The organism is Streptomyces sp. NPDC002773, from assembly GCF_040295605.1.
Classification (GTDB): Bacteria; Actinomycetota; Actinomycetes; order Streptomycetales; family Streptomycetaceae; genus Streptomyces.
Genome location: NZ_JBEOVO010000017.1, coordinates 57,189 through 71,890 on the forward strand (window position 1 = coordinate 57,189; position 14,702 = coordinate 71,890).

Genomic DNA, 14,702 nt, shown 5'->3' on the forward strand with positions numbered 1-14,702 from the left:
GGCCACTGAGACGTCCCGGCGGTGTGGCGGCTCCTGCGCCGCCAGATCGGTGAGCCGTGGCCCGGCCGTGTGGCACACGGCCACCCTGCTGCACGTGGACGACGACTTCACGTCCATCGCGAAGGTGCGCCCGGGCATCGAGATGATCCGCCTGCTGCCGGAGGCCTGACGCCCCTCACGCCCCTCACGCCCCGAGTCCCGCCGCCGTCGGTGCTGTTCGCGTTTCTTGATCGCCGTCGAAGAGGTGCCGTAGCATCCGCCGTTTGGCCGTTTGGCCGTTCGGCCGTTCGGCCGTTTCCGGTCTTCGGTCATTCGGTCTTCGGTCATTCAGTCTTTGGTCATTCGGTTTTCGGCGGGGGTTAGTAGATGAGACAGATAGCGCGCCGCGTGGCGGTGCTGTGTTCCGCTCTGTTCGCGGTGGTCGCCGTGACGCCCGGGCAGGCGCAGGCGGTGGAGGCGCGGCCGGTGCCCGTCACGGCCGCCGACAAGTACGCGCTCAAGTCCGTGGGCGCCGACGGTCTTTACGTGTCGGTGGAGGTCGACGCGGCCGGCGACCGGCAGGCCATGCTGCGGGCGCGCAAGGCCGCCGCCACGCTCGACGAGCTGACCCCCCAGGAGAAGTTCACGCTGCACACCGACGACAAGGGGTGGACCACCACCCTCCGTTCGGAGGCGAACGGGAACTACGTCACGACCGAGCGGAACTTCTCCTCCACCCACAAGAACCTGCTCCGGGCGCGTGGCGCGACCGTCGGTGAGTGGGAGAAGATCCAGCTCGAGGAGCAGACGGACGGCACGTACGCCCTGAAGGCCTGGACGAACGACGGCTACAAGTACGTGACCGCCGAGGTGCTGGACCCCGGAACCGATGACGGCCTGCTGCGGGCGCGGGGGGACTCGGTCGGCTCCTGGCAGAGGTTCCACCTCGTCCCCCTGGGCGAGGAGAACGCGAGCGACGCGGGATCCCGCCCCGCTCCCGCCTCCCCCGCTCCGGCGGCCGACTTCCGCGTGATGACGTGGAACCTCTGCGCGAACAGCAACTCCACCTGCGTCAACCACCGGGTGGAGGGCGCCGCCCTGGGCGACCAGATCACCGCACGCCTGGGCACCGCGACGGAGGCGAAGCAGTACCGTGCCGTGTTCCTCCAGGAGATCTGCGAGTCGCACGCCAAGGCCATCGAGACGAAGCTGGAGGCGAAGACGGGGACCGGATGGGACGTACGCTTCGCCCCCATCAAGTACACCGTCGACAAGTCGAAGGTGAAGGCCGCGAAGACGTGCGACCTCGCCGGTTCGAAGGAGACCGGCTGGAGCGACCGCGGCTCCTACGGCATCGGCCTCGCCGTGCCCGACTCCAACGTCTGGTACACGTCGTACGACCTGCCCTCGCCGGAGAACAAGACGATCGGCACCAGTTGGGTGCGCATGGAGCAGCGGACCGCGATCTGCGCCGTTCTCCCGGCCCAGGCCCTGCAGTTCTGCTCGGCCCACTTCAGCGCGGGCCTGCCCGAGGACGACGAGGACGGCAAGAAGCGCGAGGAACAGGCCGCGAAGCTCCAGGAGATCGTCCACTCGTACACCCGGCCCGGCTACCGGACCGTCTACGGCGGCGACCTCAACTCCATCCCGCCGGACTCCGCCTCGCCGGACACCCCCAACGACCTCATGACGTCCGCCTACGCGGCGGACAAGGAGTGCGACGAGGGGCTGTCGAGCACGCGGCCGCGTGACGGCCGGTCCACGAAGCCGTTGGGCAACCGCAGCATCAAGATCGACTACCTGTTCGGCCCGTCCGACGGGACCGTCGTGTCGTGCGACGTGACGGCCGACGCGGGCCTGTCGGACCACTACCCGGTCAAGGCGCAGTTCCGCTTCTGAGCGGGGCGGGACCGTAAGAGCCCGCGAGCCCACGCGCCCGCCTCGCCGCAGGGCTTCCTCCCCGGACGTCGAGACGTCCGGGGAGGAGGTGGTGAGGAGCGCCGGGGTCACCCCTTCTCGGCGATCCGCTTGACGGCGGCGAGACGCCGGTCCCAGTCGGCGGCGAGGGCGGCCATCCAGCGGGCGGTCGCGTCGAGCGCGGCCGGGCGGACCGCGTAGCGGACCTCCCGGCTGACGCGGGTGGAGGAGACGAGCCCGGCGGTGTCGAGGACGGTCAGGTGCTTGACGATCGCCTGGCGCGAGACGGGCAGGCGCGCGGCAAGCGCCGTGGCGGTGGCCTCCCCCTCCTCGGCGAGCAGGTCGAGCAGCCGCCGCCGGGTGGGATCGGCGAGCGCACCGAGGACACTGTCGGCGGAGGGGTCGCCGGGCGCGGGCTCGGGCGAGGACTCGGGCGAGGACTCGGGCGCGGACTTGGACCCGGACTCGGACTTGGACCCGGACTTGGACCCGGCATCGGCCTGGGGCTCGGACCCGGAATCGGCCTGGGGCTCGGACCCGGACCCGGACCCGGAATCGGCCTGGGGCTCGGACCTGGTATCGGCCCGGGGCGCGGGCTCGGAATCCGGCTCGGGCGCGGGCCCCTCCGCCTCCCCCGACCCTGCCGCCGCACGGCGGTCTAGCCCCGCTCCGACTCCGGCTCCGGCTCGACCGCGCCGCCCGGCGGGGCCTGGGTCTTCGTGTGGAGGATGGCGCGGGCCTGCTCCGCCGCGCGGATGCTGCTCTCGGCGACGAAGTCGAGGAAGCGGGCGACGTTCTCCAGGCGGACGCCGGCCGGGGTGTCGGAGCCGAGGACGCCGACACCCTGCCGCGCGGTCTCGACGATCTGCGCGATGGACCGGGCGCTGGAGATCATCGACTGGTACCAGATGTCGTCGTCGACCACGTAACGCTCGCGGCGGCGATCGTCGCGCTCCCTGCGGACGAAGCCCTGCCCCTCCAGGAACGTGATCGCCTTGGAGATGGACGCCGGGCTGACCTGGAGCCGCTGGACGAGTTCGGCCGCGGTGAGACTGCCGGTGTCGGTGAGGGTGAGGGTGGCCATCACCCGGGACATCATCGTGGGCATGCCCGAACCCATGAGGACGGTGGTGAACGCCTCCTCGTACGCGCCCACCGCCTCGGCGTCGCGCCCGTACGCCTGCGGGGGCGCCTCCGCCCCCCGGGGCGTGGCCGACGGCTTCCGCCGGTGCGCGCGGCGCTCGGTGGCACGGTGGGCCAACTCGGCCCGGTAGGCGGTGGGGCCGCCGTTCCGCATCACCTCGCGCGTGACCGTCGAGGTCGGTCGTTCGAGCCGCCTGGCGATCTCCGCGTAGGCGAGGCCGTCGGCCAGTCCCAGCGCGATCTGCTGGCGTTCCTGCTGGGTGAGTCTGCCTCCCGGCATCGCGGTGTCTCCTTCACGTCCCCTGCTGCGCCTTGACGCCTCCAGCATAGCGTTCACTTGCATTTCATTGCAACGTACGCCTCATTGACGTTGCGTTACTTTCACAACTGTTGCAACGAAATTACCCCGCTGACCTGCAATAACAACGATCCACCGCAACGACCTCGTTGCCAGAACCTCGAACGCAACGTAGCTTTTCCATCAACGGAAACGGCGGGCCGACAGAGAGTCCGCCGCAGAAGAAGGAGAACACCATGCAGAAGTTCGACGCCCCCGCCGCCATCACCGCCGTCCTCGACATCCCCGCCGGCCGCATCCAGTTCATCGCCGCCGACCGTGCCGACACCACCGTCGAGATCCTGCCCGCCGACACCTCCAAGAGCCGTGACGTGAAGGCGGCCGAGGCGACCACGGTCGCGTACGCCGACGGTGTCCTGCGGATCGAGTCCCCGGAGGCCACGAACCGGATCCTCGGGAACTCCGGGTCCGTCGAGATCACCATCCAGCTGCCCGCCGGCTCCCGCGTCGAGGCGAAGTCGGCCGCCGCCGAACTCCGCGTCGTCGGACGCCTCGGCGACCTCGCCTTCGAGGGCGCGTACCGCGAGATCAAGATCGACGAGGCGGCGAGCGTCCGCCTGACCGCGATCGACGGTGACGTCGAGGTCGGCCGACTGGGCGGCCCCGCGGAGATCAGCACCGCGAGGGGCGACATCCGGATCGCCGAGGCCGTGCGCGGCGCGGTCGTGCTCCGCACGCAGTCCGGCGGGATCCAGGTCGGCGCCGCCCGCGGGGTCTCGGCGTCCCTGGACGCCGGCACCACCTACGGCCGGGTCCACAACGCCCTCCAGAACACCGAAGGCGCCGCCGCCGGCCTGAACATCCAGGCGACCACCGACTACGGCGACATCACCGCGCGCAGCCTCTGATCCACGCAGCTCCTGACCACGCACACGCAGCCCTTCACTCCGGCAGCCCCGCGCGGCGCCCGGCCACCACCCGCCTCACCCACGAGGGCGGCGCACCCCGACACCAGGTCGGAGTACGCCGCCCTCTCCGGCGTCCGGATCACCCCTGGGCCACAAGCCGCACCGCGAGCACCACGATCACCGCGCTCGACGCGAGGGCCGTGCCCAGCCTCCCCCGCGCCCCCGTCAAGGTCCGGCCGAGGAGGGTGCCGCCAAGGGCGAGGAGCAACTGCCAGCTCGCGGAGGCGGCGAGGGCCGCGAGGACGAAGGCGGTGCGGTCGGACAGGCCGTCGGGGGCCGAGGGCCCCGTGGCGAGGACGAGGGCGGCGAAGTAGACCACCGTCATGGGGTTGAGGATCGTGATGCCCAGGAAGGTGAGGAACGCACGGCCCGGGGTGAGGGCGGTCCCGTCGTCGCGGGAGGCGAGCCCACCCTCCCGGTACGCGGCGAGCGCCACCCACGCGGCCCGGACGGCGAGCACCGCGAGCACCAGGGCGGAGGCCCAGCGGAGCGGGGTCGTCACGGGAGCGAGTACGGGGACGAGCGCGGCGCCGCCCGCGACGGCGAGGAGCGCGTACAGCCCGTCCGCCGCGGCGACACCGAGGGCCGCGCCGGCCCCCGTACGCCAGTCGGTACGGGCCGCGACGGCCACGAGGTAGGCGCCGACGGCGCCGACCGGGATCGCGATGCCGTAGCCGGCCAGCAGGCCGGCCACCACCGCGGCGGTCACGCGGCGGCGGTGTTCGCGCCTCCGGGGGAGCCGGGCTGCTGCTGTCGACGGTAGGTGGAGCCGTCCTTCGTACGGGCGAGGAAGCCGCCGATCACGAGGTACCGGCGGAGGGCCGGGAAGTCCTCGTGCACGGTCAACAGGGCCTGGTTGACCTCGGGTTCGCGGTAGTCCCGGCCGGCCTCGAAGAGCGTCGCGGCGAGGTGCGCGAGCAGCGCCTCACGACGGGCGGGCTTGCGCGGGATCGCCTTGAGCCGCCCGTCGGCGGAGAAGAGGTCGGCGACGGGGCGGGGGCGCTCCGCGAGGGGGCGGGAGGGGGCCGCGGCGGGGCGGGAAGGCTCCGCGGCGGGGCGGGAGGGCTCCGCGGCGGGGCGGGAGGGCTCCGCGGCGGGGCCGGAAGGATGTTGGCTGGTCATGGCGGTGAAGCCTGACGGCGTCCGCCCCCGCCCCGCAAAGGGTTTTCCCTGCCTCCGGCTCGGCTGTCACTTCGGCTCGGCTGTCACTTCGGCTCGGGCCGCACCATCACGTTCACCGCCTCCATCACGGTCGGCAGCACCGTCCGCGTACCCTCGCGATCGAAGATCGACCGCCCCTTCTCCATGAAGGCGCGGAAGTCGTCCTCGGAGTCCCAGAAGTCCACGACCCGCCATCCCCCGCTCTCGTCCGGCCCGGCCGCGTGGGCGATGAGCCCGGCCGGCGGGAACCACTCGGCGGCCATGAGCAGCCGCGTGGTCTCGTCGTACTGCTCCTGGGTGCCGCCGGGGATCTCGATGGTGACGATGACGGGCATGAGGGCTGCTCCTGTACGTGACATGGGGCGCGGGGTACGGGGAATCCCGACCAGCACACCAGCGGGCACGTCACCCCGCACGGCGACGAAGCCCGAACGAGCGGCGGGCGCCCTACGGGCCTCCATCGAATGGCGTAAGGGCCGTTGAGCCGTGCGCGCCATGATCAATACCCTGGCGCCGACGCGTGACCGCGCGTCTCCTCGGACACGGACAACGAAGGCGAGCGACACCCAGTGAGAATCCCGATGGTGAGGCGCGTGTCCTGGTTCGCGGCGGCGAGCGCGCTGCTGACCGTACTGGGCGCGACGCCGGTCGGCGCCGCCGACGTATGGCGGAAGGTGGGCGGTGACGCCCGCGGCGGTGTCAGCGGCCTGGCGTTCGAGGGCCGTACGGGCGACGGCGCCGGGGTCCGCGCGCTGATGGTGCACGACAACAAGCGGACCGGGCAGCAGCGCCTGTCCCGGATCACCCACGGGGCGGCAGGCTCGGATGCCATCGCCCCGCTCACGTGGGACGGCGCGGAGCCCGTGGACCTGGAGGCGATCGAGGCGGTCCCGGGGATGCCGGGCGAGTACCTGGCGCTTGCCGCGCGCGGCATCGTCTACCGCCTGCACGTCAGCGGCTCGACGGCCACGGTCGTCGACTACACGCCGCTGCCGGCGATCGGTGAGGGTGACGACTTCGAGAGCTTCGCGCTCGTGGCCCGGAACGGGAAGCTCGCGGCGCTGTGGGCGGACCGGGGCGCGGGCGCGGACCGCCCGGCGACGCTGTACGCGGCGCCGCTGACGTTCGCCCCGTGGGGCCAGCCGCAGTTCGGCGGCGTGACGCGCAAGGCGTACCGGGCGGCGTACCCGACCGACAGCGCGACGCGTCACATCTCCGACATCTCGGTGACCGACTCGGGTCGGCTGCTGGTGAGTTCGGCGGCGGACGCGGGGGACGACGGCCCGTTCGACTCGGCGGTGAGCGACGCGGGCCGGGTGACGATCTCGGATGCGGGCCGGGTACGGGTCACCCTGACCGGGTCACCGACGGTCCTTGAGACGCTCCCCGGATACAAGGTCGAGGCGCTGGAGTGCGTACCCGGCTCCCCGGACGCCCTCCTCGGCACGGACGACGAGAACGCCGGGGGTTACGTCCGGACGATGGGGCTCTGCGGGCGGTAACCCTGCGGAGGGGGGGCGGGACCGCCCCAGCCGCCCGGTGGCGGCGACCCGACCCTTGAACGGGCAGCTCCGGCATGACGACGGCCCCCGCCGCGTGGGGCAGGGGCCGTGAGGTCGCCGGAGGGGTCAGAGCGACTGCGCCCGCGCGAACGCGGTGAACGCGGCCCAGGCGGCGGGGGTGGCGGTCAGCTCGCCCTGGGCGTGATCCTTGGTGTCTCGGACATGGACGAGGGGCAGGTTGCTGGCAACCTCGATGCAGGCGTCGTTGTCGGGGCCGCTGTACGTGCTCTTGTGCCAGTGCGGTGAGGTCTCAGTCATCATGTTCCTTCGCGATAGCTCGCATCAGTTCCAGGGATGCCCGGACGCCCAACGCACCCTGTTGCAGCAGATCATAGACACGCTGGAACCGCATCACCTCTGATGGCTCCTCCGTGTAGTTACCCGTACTGAACCCCTCGGTATACGCCCCTCGTTCACCCTTGGGAAGCGTGAGGAGAGCGACGGAGCCAGGCACAGGAGTCCCCCTCATGGGGAGTACCTGGATGTTCACGTTGGGGCGTTCCCCCATGGCGAGCAGATGCTCGATCTGCTCGCGCATCACCTGGCCGCCCCCGAAGTCACGACGCAAGCAAGCCTCGTCGAGCACGATCACCATCCAGGGCGGGTCGGGCTGCTCCAGGACAGCCTGGCGTTCCAGTCGTCTACGTACGTAGTCGCCGATCTGGGCCGAGTCGCCCGCGAGACCCTCCTCCATGGCCGCGCGGGCGTAGCCGGCGGTCTGGAGGAGGCCCGGTACGACGATGGAGAACTCGTGAATGGCGGTGGCTTCGAGCTGCCGCCGCATGTAGGTCTTCGCGTAGTCGCGCACGCTCTGCTCGGTCAGGATCTTCACGAGGTGCACGAGAGAACCGGGTGGAAGGTGCAGGACGATCTCCAGCTTCCGCGCCAGATCCCGGTCCGGCGGGTCCTCGCCCCGCTCGATCTCGGAGATCCTGCTCCCGCTGCTGAAGACCTTCGCCGCCACGTACGCCTGTGTCCACTCACGCCCGAGTGCTAGGCGTGCCTCGCGGACCAAGTTTCCGAGGTACTGCTCGATGCTGTCCCCGGGGTCCAGATCCTTCGCTCCTGGCATATGCCACGTTCCTCACCTGCGCCAGAGAACCCAACTCCTGGTGAGAGTAAGGCGGCAGGCGTCATCGTGGAGGCGTCCCGGAGGAGATCCATCAGAAAGAGAGCCCTCCATGCGCACCACCACCCACTCACCCCCCACCCGCCCCGTCTCCGAGCCCGAGGCCGCCCGGGTCTTCCGGGACCTGAAGGCCGCCATGGACGCCGCCGGCCTCCCCACGAGCGGCCTCTACCGGGACGTCACGCACGGCCCGGGAGGTGACGTGCACCGGTACGGCCTCGGGATCGTCAGCCTCGGCGGAGCCAAGCGCCTCACCGCCCTCCTGAACGCCACCCGGCCCACCCCGTGAGGTACCGCGTCGGCGACGTCGTGACGGACGCGCAACGCGCCCTCACCGGCCAAGTGACGGGCGTGCACGGGAACCTGCTGACCCTGGTCCGGCCCAGCGGATACCTCTGGGAGGCGGCGATGGACCAGTGCTGGACGGCGAGCCCGACGGAACGCGAGGCCCTGACCCCGCGCGGAGCCGTACGCGTCATCAGCACGTCACCGCCACCCGTACGGCCCTCTTCCTGATCGCGGCGGCCATGGGCACGCTGGGCACGGCCCTCTGGCTCCGCGCCCCGTAAGGGGAAGGCGCGGCCGAGAGCCGGCTCGTCACACGGACACGAGCCGGATCCGGGCGCCGCACAGTCGGGTCATGTCGTCGATGTCCGAGGTCAACATGACCACGGGGCGCCGCTGGCGCAGGGCAGCCTGTGCCACGGCCGCGCCAGGAAGCGGCAGCTCAACCACAGGCTTCGGGCAGTGTCCGGGGCCGGTGAGCGTCTGACGGGTCGGTGGGTGGGGCGGCGCTCAGCGGCTCCCGGTCGTTCGACGGCCGGGACTCAGGCCCCGCTGGTCACTCCCGGTGGGTAGGGGGAGATAACTCCGCCCTACTGGCGGTGATAAGGCCAGGCATTACACCCAAAAGGGATAAATCACTCTTCCCGGACTGTCGAAGTGCGCGTTATCCACCCGATCACCACCACACCACCCACCGGGGACGCTCAGCGGCGCCCGTGTCCGAGATCCGGCGCACGATCGCCCACGTCGACGACGTGCCCTGACCTCCCTCTCAACGGAAGTCCGCCGCGTGGTCCACCGCCCACTCCCGGAAGGTTCGGGCGGGGGTGCCCGTGATGCGCTCCACCTCGTCGTTGACCGGCTCCGGGTGGTCGAGCATCTTCGCCTGGGCCGGCAGCACGGCCTCCACCAGTTCCGCCGGGTAGCCTGCGGCCTTCATCTGCTCGACGGCCTCGTCCAGTCCGATCTCCTCGAACCGCACCGGCCGCCCGATCGCCTCCCCGATCAGCGCCACCTGCCTTTCCTGGGTGACCAGTTCGGGGCCCGTGAGCAGGGGACGGGCGGCGAGCAGCGCGTCGGTCGTCAGCGCCTGGACCGCGACCGCAGCGATGTCCGCCTCGTGGATCAGCGGGCGGGCCAGCCTGGCCAGCGGCGCCCGTACCGCACCGGTGGCGCGGACTTCCTCCGCCCAGCCCAGCGTGTTGCTCGCGAACCCGGTGGGCCGCAGCGCCGTCCACTCCAGGCCCGACGCCTCGACCAGCCGCTCCAGCTCCGTGTGGAACATGGTGATCGCCTCGCCGGGCTCTTCCTCCCCGCTCCCCACCCCGGCCGACGACAGGTACACCACCCGTCGGGCGTGCTTCCCTATCGCGTCGATCACGTCCGACGCGCCCTCGGCGCTCAGGAACGGCCACACCAGGAAGACCGCGTCAACGCCCTCCAGCGCCGTACCCAGCGACGCGGGATCACCGAGATCTCCGCGTACCGCCTGCACACCCTCCGGGAAGTCCGCCTCCCCGCGCACCAACGCCCGCACGGGCACGCCCGCCGCGTGCAGGTGCGTCACCACCGCGCCGCCGACTCTTCCCGTCGCGCCGGTCACCAGGATCCTGGGCTGTGTCATCGGAAAACTCCTCATCTCGCCGTTCGATGACACGACCCTCGTACATCAAGCAAGGTTGAGGTCAAGCACCGACTAGCCGACAGAAACAACCCGGTCGGGCCGACCGTTCGGGGCGATGGCCACTTCGTGGACCGCGCAGCTGGCGGTCGCCGCGACCGGGAGCCGACTCAGTCCTCACCTCCTCGTCCGAGCTACCGGACATCGCGGAGGCAAGGCCGCCGAGAAGCAACGTCGGGGCGCCGACGACGAGCGACATGGTGACCAGGGGCACACGCAGCGAGGATTTCGGCAACCCCAAAAGGATCGCGCCGGTCAGCGCGGCCAGGGCGAACCACCCCAGCAGAAGGACGTACTCGCGGAGCTCGAGCAGCAGGACCAGCGAGCCCTCGCCTCCCGACTCAAGTCCGATCACGGCCGTAGCACCGAGGACGACCGACACCGTCAGCAGCAGGAAGGCCGACGGTCTGCGATACCGCATGAAGTCCATGATCCCCCGACCGATGTGGATCACGCAGCATAAGAGGGAAGGCGCGGCAGAGGCCAGGGCCGATGGGCCTGGGTCACAGCCACTCGTTGATGCCTGCGATGAGGACGGTCGCATCAGAGCGGACGGCGAGCTTGTCGCAGCGAAAGAGGGCGGCCGCACCAGGAACTCGCCTGCTCCCCAACCCTGTTGAGCCTTCCCGTCACCCACACGAGCGATCTTCACTCAACGTGACCAGCTGGACGCAAGCAGGGCGGTACGTTCACGCAAAACGGCCCCCGTCGACGGCAGCAACCATCGGCGGGGGCCTGAACCACCCGTGGAAATGGAGTCCACAGTGATCTACCGCAACTTTATCTCGCCCTCCCGCGCCTTCACCCAGTTCTCGCACGAGATCATCCGGCATCCTCGGCTCAGTTCGGACGCCGTACGTCTCCTGACCTGGCAGCTCTCCCTCCCCCAGGGCGCGCGCGAACCACTCTCCCGAACTGCCGAACGTGCCCGGATCGGGTCATGCGCGTTCACCCGCGCCAAGCGGCAGCTCAAGGAGGAGGGGCTCGTACACGAGCGGCGGGTCCAGGGCGCCGGGGGCCAGTGGGTCACCCAACAGCTCGTCTCCAGCTCCCCGTTGTCCGCCGCCGAGGCCGCGAAGCTCCTTGCGGGAACCCCCGTGGTGGTACGCGCGGACCCGACGTCTCCGCAGGTCGCACCGAGTCCCCGAAAGCGGGCGGCCGGTCAGCAGACCGCCGGTGCGCCGGTGACCCCGCCGACCGGCCGTCATCCAGAAGAAGACCGTGAGGGAGACACCTCCAACCTTCCGGGGGTGGGGGTGGGGGCCGAACCGGAGCCGGAGCCCCAGCCGGCCGAGACGACCGAGTCAGCCGACGAACCCACCACGCCCGCCACGGCTACCGCCCCCGCCACGGCCCCCGGAAGCGCGCCCCCCACCTCCCCCCACACCGAAGAGGCCCGCGCACTCATCGGTGCGCTCCCTCTCCTCTCCTCCGCTCTCCGTCGGATCCCGCCCGGCATGCGCGACGAGCTGACCCTCCTCGCCGCCCGCTGGCTCGACGCCGGACACACCTCCCCGGACGTCCACGAACACATCCTCCGAGGCCTGCCGGGCGCCGGAACTCCCGTACACCGACCCGGCGGTCTCGTCCGCTACCTGCTCCGCGACGTACCGCCCCGCGCCCTGCCGCCCGAACCCGCCGCGTCCCCGAACCGGCTCTCCGTCCGCCTCGCAGGCGCCCGTGAGTGCTCCGGCGACCACACCCAGCCCATGCTGTTCCGACCGGTCGCGGACGAGACGCTGTGCCCCGGATGCGCTTGACCCGCCGCGCCGGCCGGCTGCTAGGCGCCCGAGTCAGGACCCGGCGTCGGCAGCACCTCAAGGGCGAAGAAGAGGAAGCAGGTCTTGGTCGAGAGGGCGCGGAACTCGTCGGGGGGAAACAGCTCGCGGGCGGCCGGGTCGGGCTGTGGCTCGCTGATGGCGGTCAGGCGGAAGCCGGCGGCGGTGAAGGCGTCGGTCATCGCGTGCAGTGGCCTGCGCCAGAACTTCATCGGGAAGGACTGGCCTTTGAACGTCCAGTCGAACGTGTAGCTGGTGGTCGCGGAGTAATCGGGCCGAGGATCGTGGATCGTGTAGGCCACGAAGGGGTGGTCCACCGAGGCGATCAGCCGACCGCCGGGCCTGAGCACCCGCCGCATCTCGGCCAGCGTCGGCCCCCAGTCCTCCAGGTAGTGCAGCACCAGCGATGCCACCACGTCGTCGAAGGCGCCGTCGGGGAACGGCAGGGGGTCACGGAGGTCGACCACGTGCAGGTCGGCGTCGTCACCCAGCCGCCGCCTCGCCAGCGTCAGCATCCCGGCGCTGGCGTCGATACCGGTGACGTCGGCGCCCCGGTCGCGGAGCGCGGCGGTCAGGGGGCCCGAACCGCATCCGGCGTCCAGGACCCTACGCCCGGCCACGTCCCCGGCGAGGGCCAGCATCGCGGGCCGCTCGTAGTACGCGTTGACGAGGTTGTCCTCGTTCTCCGCCGCGTACGCCTCGGCGAAGCTGTCGTAGTCATTGGCCCGGTCGGGCTCGGCGAGGGCCTCGGATACGTCGGTTACGTCGGTTACGTCGGTTACTAAGTCTCGGTCCATCGCCGCAGCCTAGTGTTCGACTCCATCAGCCTCTCGGTCGTGGGGTGCATAGGGTGTCGGCACGTCGCTGAGCCACATAACCCTCTTGTCCGGACGTTCGATCGAGCTGACCGAGCTGCCCGGTCCATCCGGTTCCGCCCACCCGCGAGTATCCGGATCAGACCGCCGGCGCTTTCGGCCCCGTCGAGGTCCTGCCTCCTGTGGCCTGCACGGGCGTCTTTCGCTCGACAGCGACAGCCCCTGATCTCAACCCGGTGCTGCACCGTTCCGCTCTCACCGTGGCCTGGTTCCAGACCGGCGTGGAGGTCCCGTCGGGCGAGAACGCCGACTTCGCGCTTCGCGGTATTCACTGGGAGGAGCTGGCTCAGGACTACGAGCTCTGACGGCGCCTGCTTGGTCACCCCTGCTTGCGGGCCGCGGGCGTCACTTCGACGGTGGTGCCGTAGTAGTCGCGCGCGTCATCACGTATGTGTTCCCGATGTCGGGATCGCCGTAGAAGAAGAACAGCTTCAGCTCGTCGTGCTGATCGCGGTCCACGTAGAAGGTCCACGCGTATGTCGACGGGGACTCAGGGGGCGAGGCGTCCGTGGTCGTCGCGAGGGGACGTCTCTCCGCTCGTGTCCCGGCTGTCAGCGAGAGCCGGACGACCTGTCCACCCTCGTCGTCTCTCAGTTGCCAGGTTCCCGTGCCGGAGAGACGCCAGCCTTCGTCGAAGTCGAAGTCCTGCCCGTCGAGCTTCTCGAGAAGGGCCGTTCCGTTCTCGCGAAGCACCACTCGGGTCCCCTCGACGTTCTCCCAGCCCCCGGCGACTTCGGCCGTCGTGATGTCGTGGAGCCCTGTTCCCTCGTAGTACTGAGAGGGCCCGGCGCACGCCGTCAGAACAGTCAGAACCGCCAACAAGACGCCGACGATCACCCCGCGCGCACGCAGCTTGCTTCCGCCCGCCACCAGGATCTCCCACCCTCAGCCCGCATCGACCAACCCGGAGGAGCAGCGGGCCGTGGAGAGATACCTTGCCAGAGTTGTTGAACGTGTTCAACTCTACGTCTGGAGAGGTGGCCCGCACCACCCCCTCGGCCCGCGCCGCGGAATCGACACCTCCCTGTACCTCCTCGGTAACAGAGCCTCGACGCAGGCTTGTTGATGGCGTCCGGGGAGCAGACTCTGCTCGCCAGCGATGGCCGAGCACACGGCCTCGTACGGCCGACCACGGGGGAAACACACCATGAGCACTCACGTCAGTCACGTCCGCCACTGGAAGCCCTACGCCGTCGGAGCCGCGGTCGTCGTCGCGCTCCTCGCGTCCACCGCCTGCCAGCCGAGCGCCGACGACGGTACGGGCGAAGGGGGCAGCTCCAGCCCCCCGAAGGCGTCGAGTCCGGCGAAGCCGAGCGGAAAGCCTTCGGCCGCCTCGCCCGGGGAGACCCCCTCGGACGCCCCCTCGGACGCCCCCTCGGACGCCCCCTCGGACAAGCCCAGCGACCCGCCCGGTTCCAAGCCCGCTGCCAAGCCCAGCCACACCTCCGCCGTCGCCGCCTGCACCGCCGACGACCTCGCCGTGTCCGCCGTGAAGGAGCCCGCGGACAGCAAGGAGAACCGGCACCTGCTCCTCACCGTCCAGAACGCCGGCGACGACACCTGCGCCCTCTACCACCACCCCCTCGTCAAGCTCGGTGCCGACGCCCGGACCACCGTGCCCGTGATCAAGGACAGCGACCCGGACCCCGGCAAGCCCGTCACGATCGCGCCGGGCAAGGAGGCGTACGCCGCTCTGCTCGTCAGCGGGGGCGCCAGGGACGAGTACGAGGCGCGGAGCATCACCCTCACCCTCCAGGGCCGTACACCCGGCAGCCGCGCGGGCAAGCCGATCGACGTCCCCATGCCCGCGAACCCGCTGTACGCGGACGACGGCCAGCTCGTCACGTACTGGACGACCGCTTCCGGTTTCGCCCTGGACTTCATCATGTCCAAGTGACCTGCCGCCGGTGGTGGACCTCGGCGACC

General features: G+C 70.8%; 17 protein-coding genes and 3 pseudogenes. 8 read left to right on the plus strand and 12 right to left on the minus strand.

From position 1 onward, the window contains the following. Positions 1 to 366 precede the first annotated feature (366 nt). The gene (locus ABT034_RS21220; protein WP_351217381.1) at positions 367 to 1,878 is read left to right on the plus strand and encodes a hypothetical protein; all 1,512 of its coding nucleotides are present in this window, start codon (positions 367 to 369) and stop codon (positions 1,876 to 1,878) included. Between the two features lie 107 nt (positions 1,879 to 1,985). Here the strand turns inward: ABT034_RS21220 and ABT034_RS21225 are convergent. Further along, positions 1,986 to 2,288: pseudogene (locus tag ABT034_RS21225) on the minus strand (ArsR/SmtB family transcription factor); the annotation flags it as partial. 266 nt (positions 2,289 to 2,554) lie between these two features. Continuing rightward, the gene (locus ABT034_RS21230; RefSeq protein WP_351217383.1) at positions 2,555 to 3,319 is read right to left on the minus strand and encodes a helix-turn-helix domain-containing protein; all 765 of its coding nucleotides are present in this window, start codon (positions 3,317 to 3,319) and stop codon (positions 2,555 to 2,557) included. Positions 3,320 to 3,573: 254 nt separating this feature from the next. Here ABT034_RS21230 and ABT034_RS21235 point away from each other — a divergent pair, with 254 nt between their 5' ends. Further along, entirely contained in the window at positions 3,574 to 4,245 is a 672-nt protein-coding gene (locus ABT034_RS21235) for a DUF4097 family beta strand repeat-containing protein (RefSeq protein WP_351217385.1), read from the plus strand. Between the two features lie 139 nt (positions 4,246 to 4,384). On the opposite strand, the gene ABT034_RS21240 is transcribed toward ABT034_RS21235, so the two are convergent. The 3 genes from ABT034_RS21240 to ABT034_RS21250 form a co-directional block, all read right to left on the minus strand. Further along, positions 4,385 to 5,014 (minus strand): LysE family transporter, encoded by a 630-nt coding sequence (locus tag ABT034_RS21240; RefSeq protein ID WP_351217387.1) that lies wholly within the window; start codon positions 5,012 to 5,014, stop codon positions 4,385 to 4,387. Then, positions 5,011 to 5,256 (minus strand): DUF2087 domain-containing protein, encoded by a 246-nt coding sequence (locus ABT034_RS21245; protein WP_351217536.1) that lies wholly within the window; start codon positions 5,254 to 5,256, stop codon positions 5,011 to 5,013. The genes ABT034_RS21240 and ABT034_RS21245 overlap by 4 nt, the downstream gene beginning before the upstream one ends. A gap of 254 nt (positions 5,257 to 5,510) precedes the next feature. Next, positions 5,511 to 5,801 (minus strand): hypothetical protein, encoded by a 291-nt coding sequence (locus ABT034_RS21250; RefSeq protein WP_351217389.1) that lies wholly within the window; start codon positions 5,799 to 5,801, stop codon positions 5,511 to 5,513. Between the two features lie 258 nt (positions 5,802 to 6,059). Here ABT034_RS21250 and ABT034_RS21255 point away from each other — a divergent pair, with 258 nt between their 5' ends. Beyond that, positions 6,060 to 6,968 (plus strand): hypothetical protein, encoded by a 909-nt coding sequence (locus ABT034_RS21255; protein ID WP_351217391.1) that lies wholly within the window; start codon positions 6,060 to 6,062, stop codon positions 6,966 to 6,968. A gap of 126 nt (positions 6,969 to 7,094) precedes the next feature. On the opposite strand, the gene ABT034_RS21260 is transcribed toward ABT034_RS21255, so the two are convergent. Together ABT034_RS21260 and ABT034_RS21265 are read right to left on the minus strand one after the other, a co-directional pair. After that, the gene (locus tag ABT034_RS21260; protein WP_351217393.1) at positions 7,095 to 7,286 is read right to left on the minus strand and encodes a DUF397 domain-containing protein; all 192 of its coding nucleotides are present in this window, start codon (positions 7,284 to 7,286) and stop codon (positions 7,095 to 7,097) included. After that, positions 7,279 to 8,100: a helix-turn-helix domain-containing protein gene (locus ABT034_RS21265; RefSeq protein WP_351217395.1), complete on the minus strand. Its 822-nt coding sequence runs from the start codon at positions 8,098 to 8,100 to the stop codon at positions 7,279 to 7,281. Before ABT034_RS21265 ends, ABT034_RS21260 begins: the two co-directional genes overlap by 8 nt. A 109-nt stretch (positions 8,101 to 8,209) precedes the next feature. Here ABT034_RS21265 and ABT034_RS21270 point away from each other — a divergent pair, with 109 nt between their 5' ends. Then, positions 8,210 to 8,446 (plus strand): hypothetical protein, encoded by a 237-nt coding sequence (locus ABT034_RS21270; protein ID WP_351217397.1) that lies wholly within the window; start codon positions 8,210 to 8,212, stop codon positions 8,444 to 8,446. A gap of 20 nt (positions 8,447 to 8,466) precedes the next feature. Next, complete coding sequence (locus ABT034_RS21275) at positions 8,467 to 8,673, plus strand: hypothetical protein (RefSeq protein ID WP_351217399.1); 207 nt, start codon at positions 8,467 to 8,469, stop codon at positions 8,671 to 8,673. Positions 8,674 to 8,754: 81 nt separating this feature from the next. On the opposite strand, the pseudogene ABT034_RS21280 reads toward ABT034_RS21275, so the two are convergent. The 3 genes and pseudogenes from ABT034_RS21280 to ABT034_RS21290 all read right to left on the minus strand — a co-directional run. Next, positions 8,755 to 8,868: pseudogene (locus ABT034_RS21280) on the minus strand (DNA-binding protein); the annotation flags it as partial. Between the two features lie 346 nt (positions 8,869 to 9,214). After that, a complete protein-coding gene (locus ABT034_RS21285; protein WP_351217401.1) occupies positions 9,215 to 10,066 on the minus strand; it encodes an NAD(P)H-binding protein in 852 nt (283 codons plus the stop codon). 61 nt (positions 10,067 to 10,127) lie between these two features. Then, positions 10,128 to 10,577 carry a hypothetical protein gene (locus ABT034_RS21290; RefSeq protein ID WP_351217403.1) on the minus strand — a complete coding sequence of 150 codons (450 nt, stop codon included), beginning with the start codon at positions 10,575 to 10,577 and terminating at the stop codon, positions 10,128 to 10,130. A gap of 298 nt (positions 10,578 to 10,875) precedes the next feature. Here ABT034_RS21290 and ABT034_RS21295 point away from each other — a divergent pair, with 298 nt between their 5' ends. Further along, the gene (locus tag ABT034_RS21295) at positions 10,876 to 11,883 is read left to right on the plus strand and encodes a hypothetical protein (RefSeq protein WP_351217405.1); all 1,008 of its coding nucleotides are present in this window, start codon (positions 10,876 to 10,878) and stop codon (positions 11,881 to 11,883) included. A gap of 20 nt (positions 11,884 to 11,903) precedes the next feature. Here the strand turns inward: ABT034_RS21295 and ABT034_RS21300 are convergent, their stop codons facing one another. Beyond that, on the minus strand, positions 11,904 to 12,698 hold the full coding sequence (locus ABT034_RS21300) for a class I SAM-dependent methyltransferase (RefSeq protein ID WP_351217407.1): 795 nt from the start codon (positions 12,696 to 12,698) through the stop codon (positions 11,904 to 11,906). A gap of 110 nt (positions 12,699 to 12,808) precedes the next feature. Between ABT034_RS21300 and ABT034_RS35335 the strand changes: the two are divergent. Beyond that, positions 12,809 to 13,081, plus strand: a pseudogene (locus ABT034_RS35335) (hypothetical protein); the annotation flags it as partial. Between the two features lie 40 nt (positions 13,082 to 13,121). On the opposite strand, the gene ABT034_RS21305 reads toward ABT034_RS35335, so the two are convergent. Continuing rightward, the gene (locus ABT034_RS21305; protein WP_351217409.1) at positions 13,122 to 13,646 is read right to left on the minus strand and encodes a hypothetical protein; all 525 of its coding nucleotides are present in this window, start codon (positions 13,644 to 13,646) and stop codon (positions 13,122 to 13,124) included. Between the two features lie 277 nt (positions 13,647 to 13,923). Between ABT034_RS21305 and ABT034_RS21310 the strand changes: the two genes are divergently transcribed. Continuing rightward, on the plus strand, positions 13,924 to 14,673 hold the full coding sequence (locus ABT034_RS21310; RefSeq protein ID WP_351217411.1) for a DUF4232 domain-containing protein: 750 nt from the start codon (positions 13,924 to 13,926) through the stop codon (positions 14,671 to 14,673). Positions 14,674 to 14,702 lie beyond the last annotated feature (29 nt).

What these genes read in the sequence shown, in the direction of transcription:
- ABT034_RS21250 (WP_351217389.1), bottom strand. Translation starts at nt 5,801, where the DNA reads ATGCCCGTCATCGTCACCATCGAGATCCCCGGCGGCACCCAGGAGCAG.
- ABT034_RS21235 (WP_351217385.1), top strand. Translation starts at nt 3,574, where the DNA reads ATGCAGAAGTTCGACGCCCCCGCCGCCATCACCGCCGTCCTCGACATC.
- ABT034_RS21295 (WP_351217405.1), top strand. Translation starts at nt 10,876, where the DNA reads ATGGAGTCCACAGTGATCTACCGCAACTTTATCTCGCCCTCCCGCGCC.
- ABT034_RS21230 (WP_351217383.1), bottom strand. Translation starts at nt 3,319, where the DNA reads ATGCCGGGAGGCAGACTCACCCAGCAGGAACGCCAGCAGATCGCGCTG.
- ABT034_RS21220 (WP_351217381.1), top strand. Translation starts at nt 367, where the DNA reads ATGAGACAGATAGCGCGCCGCGTGGCGGTGCTGTGTTCCGCTCTGTTC.
- ABT034_RS21270 (WP_351217397.1), top strand. Translation starts at nt 8,210, where the DNA reads ATGCGCACCACCACCCACTCACCCCCCACCCGCCCCGTCTCCGAGCCC.
- ABT034_RS21285 (WP_351217401.1), bottom strand. Translation starts at nt 10,066, where the DNA reads ATGACACAGCCCAGGATCCTGGTGACCGGCGCGACGGGAAGAGTCGGC.
- ABT034_RS21300 (WP_351217407.1), bottom strand. Translation starts at nt 12,698, where the DNA reads ATGGACCGAGACTTAGTAACCGACGTAACCGACGTAACCGACGTATCC.
- ABT034_RS21310 (WP_351217411.1), top strand. Translation starts at nt 13,924, where the DNA reads ATGAGCACTCACGTCAGTCACGTCCGCCACTGGAAGCCCTACGCCGTC.
- ABT034_RS21265 (WP_351217395.1), bottom strand. Translation starts at nt 8,100, where the DNA reads ATGCCAGGAGCGAAGGATCTGGACCCCGGGGACAGCATCGAGCAGTAC.
- ABT034_RS21260 (WP_351217393.1), bottom strand. Translation starts at nt 7,286, where the DNA reads ATGACTGAGACCTCACCGCACTGGCACAAGAGCACGTACAGCGGCCCC.